The organism is Segeticoccus rhizosphaerae (assembly GCF_009192725.1).
Taxonomy (GTDB): domain Bacteria; phylum Actinomycetota; class Actinomycetes; order Actinomycetales; family Dermatophilaceae; genus Segeticoccus; species Segeticoccus rhizosphaerae.
Genome location: NZ_VOHR01000455.1, coordinates 1 through 2,302 on the forward strand (window position 1 = coordinate 1; position 2,302 = coordinate 2,302).

Here is a 2,302-nt window from a genome sequence, read left to right on the forward strand (position 1 = left end):
CCGGCCGCCTCCCGCTCGACCTCGACCAGGCGGGTCGCCCGCTGCGCGTCGATCGCCGCGCCGACCAGGCCGGCGAAGAGCGGGTGGGCGCGGTGCGGCCGCGAGAGGAACTCCGGGTGGGCCTGGGTGGAGACGTAGTAGGGGTGCACGTCAGCGGGCAGCTCGACGAACTCGACGAGCTCGCGGTCCGGCGACAGGCCGGAGAACACCAGGCCGGCTTCCTCCAGCCTCGTGCGAAAGGCGTTGTTGACCTCGTAGCGGTGCCGGTGTCGCTCACTGACCTCGGTCGTGCCGTAGGCCTCCGCAATGACCGAGCCGGGAAGGAGGCGTGCCGGGTAGGCCCCCAGCCGCATCGTGCCCCCCAGATCGCCCGCGCCCTCGACGAACGCCTTCTGCTCCTCCATCGTCGCGATGACCGGGTCCGACGTGTCCGGATCGAACTCGGTCGAGGACGCGTCGGCGATGCCGGCCACGTTGCGGGCGTATTCGATCACCATGCACTGCAGCCCGAGGCAGATCCCCAGGGTCGGCACCTCGCGCTCCCGAGCCCAGCGCAGGGCGCCGAGCTTCCCCTCGATCCCCCGCACCCCGAACCCGCCCGGGACCAGGACGGCGTCGACCCCGCCGAGTGCCTTCTGGGCACCGGCCTCGGTCTGGCAGTCGTCGCTGGCGACCCAGCGGATGCGCGTTTTGGCGTCATGGTGGAACCCGCCCGCACGCAACGCCTCCGTCACCGACAGGTACGCGTCCGGCAGGTCGATGTACTTGCCGACGAGCGCGATCTCGACCTCGTGCTCGGGGTTGTGCACCCGGCGCAGCAGGTCGTCCCAGTCGTCCCAGTCGACGTCCTTGAAGGGCAGTCCCAGACGCCGGATGACGTAGGCGTCGAGCCGCTCGGTGTGCAGCACCTTCGGGATGTCGTAGATGCTCGGCGCGTCGACGCAGCTGGCGACCGCCTCGACCTCGACGTCGCACATCGAGCTGATCTTGTGCTTGATGCTCCTGGGGATCTCACGGTCGGCGCGCAGCACGAGGCCGTCCGGCTGGATGCCGACCTGGCGCAGGGCCGCCACGGAGTGCTGCGTGGGCTTGGTCTTGAGCTCCCCGCTGGGCGCGAGGTAGGGCACCAGGGAGACGTGCAGGAAGAAGACGTGGTCGCGCCCGACGTCCTGGCGGACCTGCCGCGCGGCCTCGAGGAAGGGCAGCGACTCGATGTCACCCACCGTGCCGCCGATCTCGGTAATGATGATGTCCGGCACGTCCGCGGCGTCGGCCACGTCCAGCCGGTCCGCCTCGGCCCGCATCCGGGCCTTGATCTCGTTGGTGATGTGCGGGATCACCTGCACGGTGTCGCCGAGGTACTCGCCGCGGCGCTCCTTGGCGATCACGTCGCTGTAGACCTGACCGGTGGTCACGTTGGACCGGCCGGACAGCGGCACGTCGAGGAACCGCTCGTAGTGCCCGATGTCGAGGTCGGTCTCGGCCCCGTCGTCGGTGACGAAGACCTCCCCGTGCTGGAACGGGTTCATCGTCCCGGGGTCGACGTTGAGGTAGGGGTCCAGCTTCTGCATCGTCACCTGGAGACCGCGAGCGCGGAGCAGGTGACCGAGGCTGGAGGCCGTGAGGCCCTTGCCGAGCGAAGAGGCGACGCCTCCGGTCACGAAGATGTGTTTCGTCTGCTTCACCACGGGCTTTGACTCTACGTCATCGAGACCAGCTCGGCGTACCAACCCCGCCACTCGCGCGTCATGTCCTCGACATCGGGCAGGTGGGCTGCAGCCTCGCGAGCCCTTCGGGACCCCGCGGTCCGCAGCCCGGGATCGGCCAACAGCTCGCGCGTCGCCTCGGCGAGGGCCGCCACATCCCCCGGCGGCACCGTCGTGCCCACCCCGGCCACCAGGTCCCGCAGGCCGCCCACATCGGTGGTCACGACGGGAGTGCCCGCCGCCATCGCCTCCTGCACGACAAGAGCCCGGGCCTCCCAGCGGCTGGGGAGCACGAAGACCTCGGCGGCCCGGAGCCACTGCTCGACGACGTCGCTGCGTCCCACCAGGTGCACCGGCGCGCCGGCCGCGGCAGCCCGGTCGCGCAGCTGCACCGTCAGCGACGTGTCCCCGGAGCCGACCACGACCCAGCTGCACCTGCCGGACAGCCGGGCCGCGGCGTCCACCAGGACGGGCAGGTCCTTCTGCGGAGCCACCCGCGAGACGGTCAGCACCAAGGGCAGATCGGCGTCTGCCACCACGCCCGCGGCACGCAGCAGCCTCACGCGCTCGACCCGCCGCTCGGCCGCGTCGGCCGG

2 protein-coding genes are annotated in these 2,302 nt (G+C 71.2%); both read right to left on the reverse strand.

What is annotated here, in order from left to right:
- Positions 1–1,688 (reverse strand): CTP synthase (locus FRW57_RS20540; RefSeq protein ID WP_152186929.1); only part of this gene is annotated, 1,688 nt, incomplete at its 3' end.
- Between the two features lie 11 nt (positions 1,689–1,699).
- The coding region (locus FRW57_RS20545) for a glycosyltransferase family 4 protein (RefSeq protein WP_152186930.1) at positions 1,700–2,302 on the reverse strand (603 nt) is incomplete at its 5' end.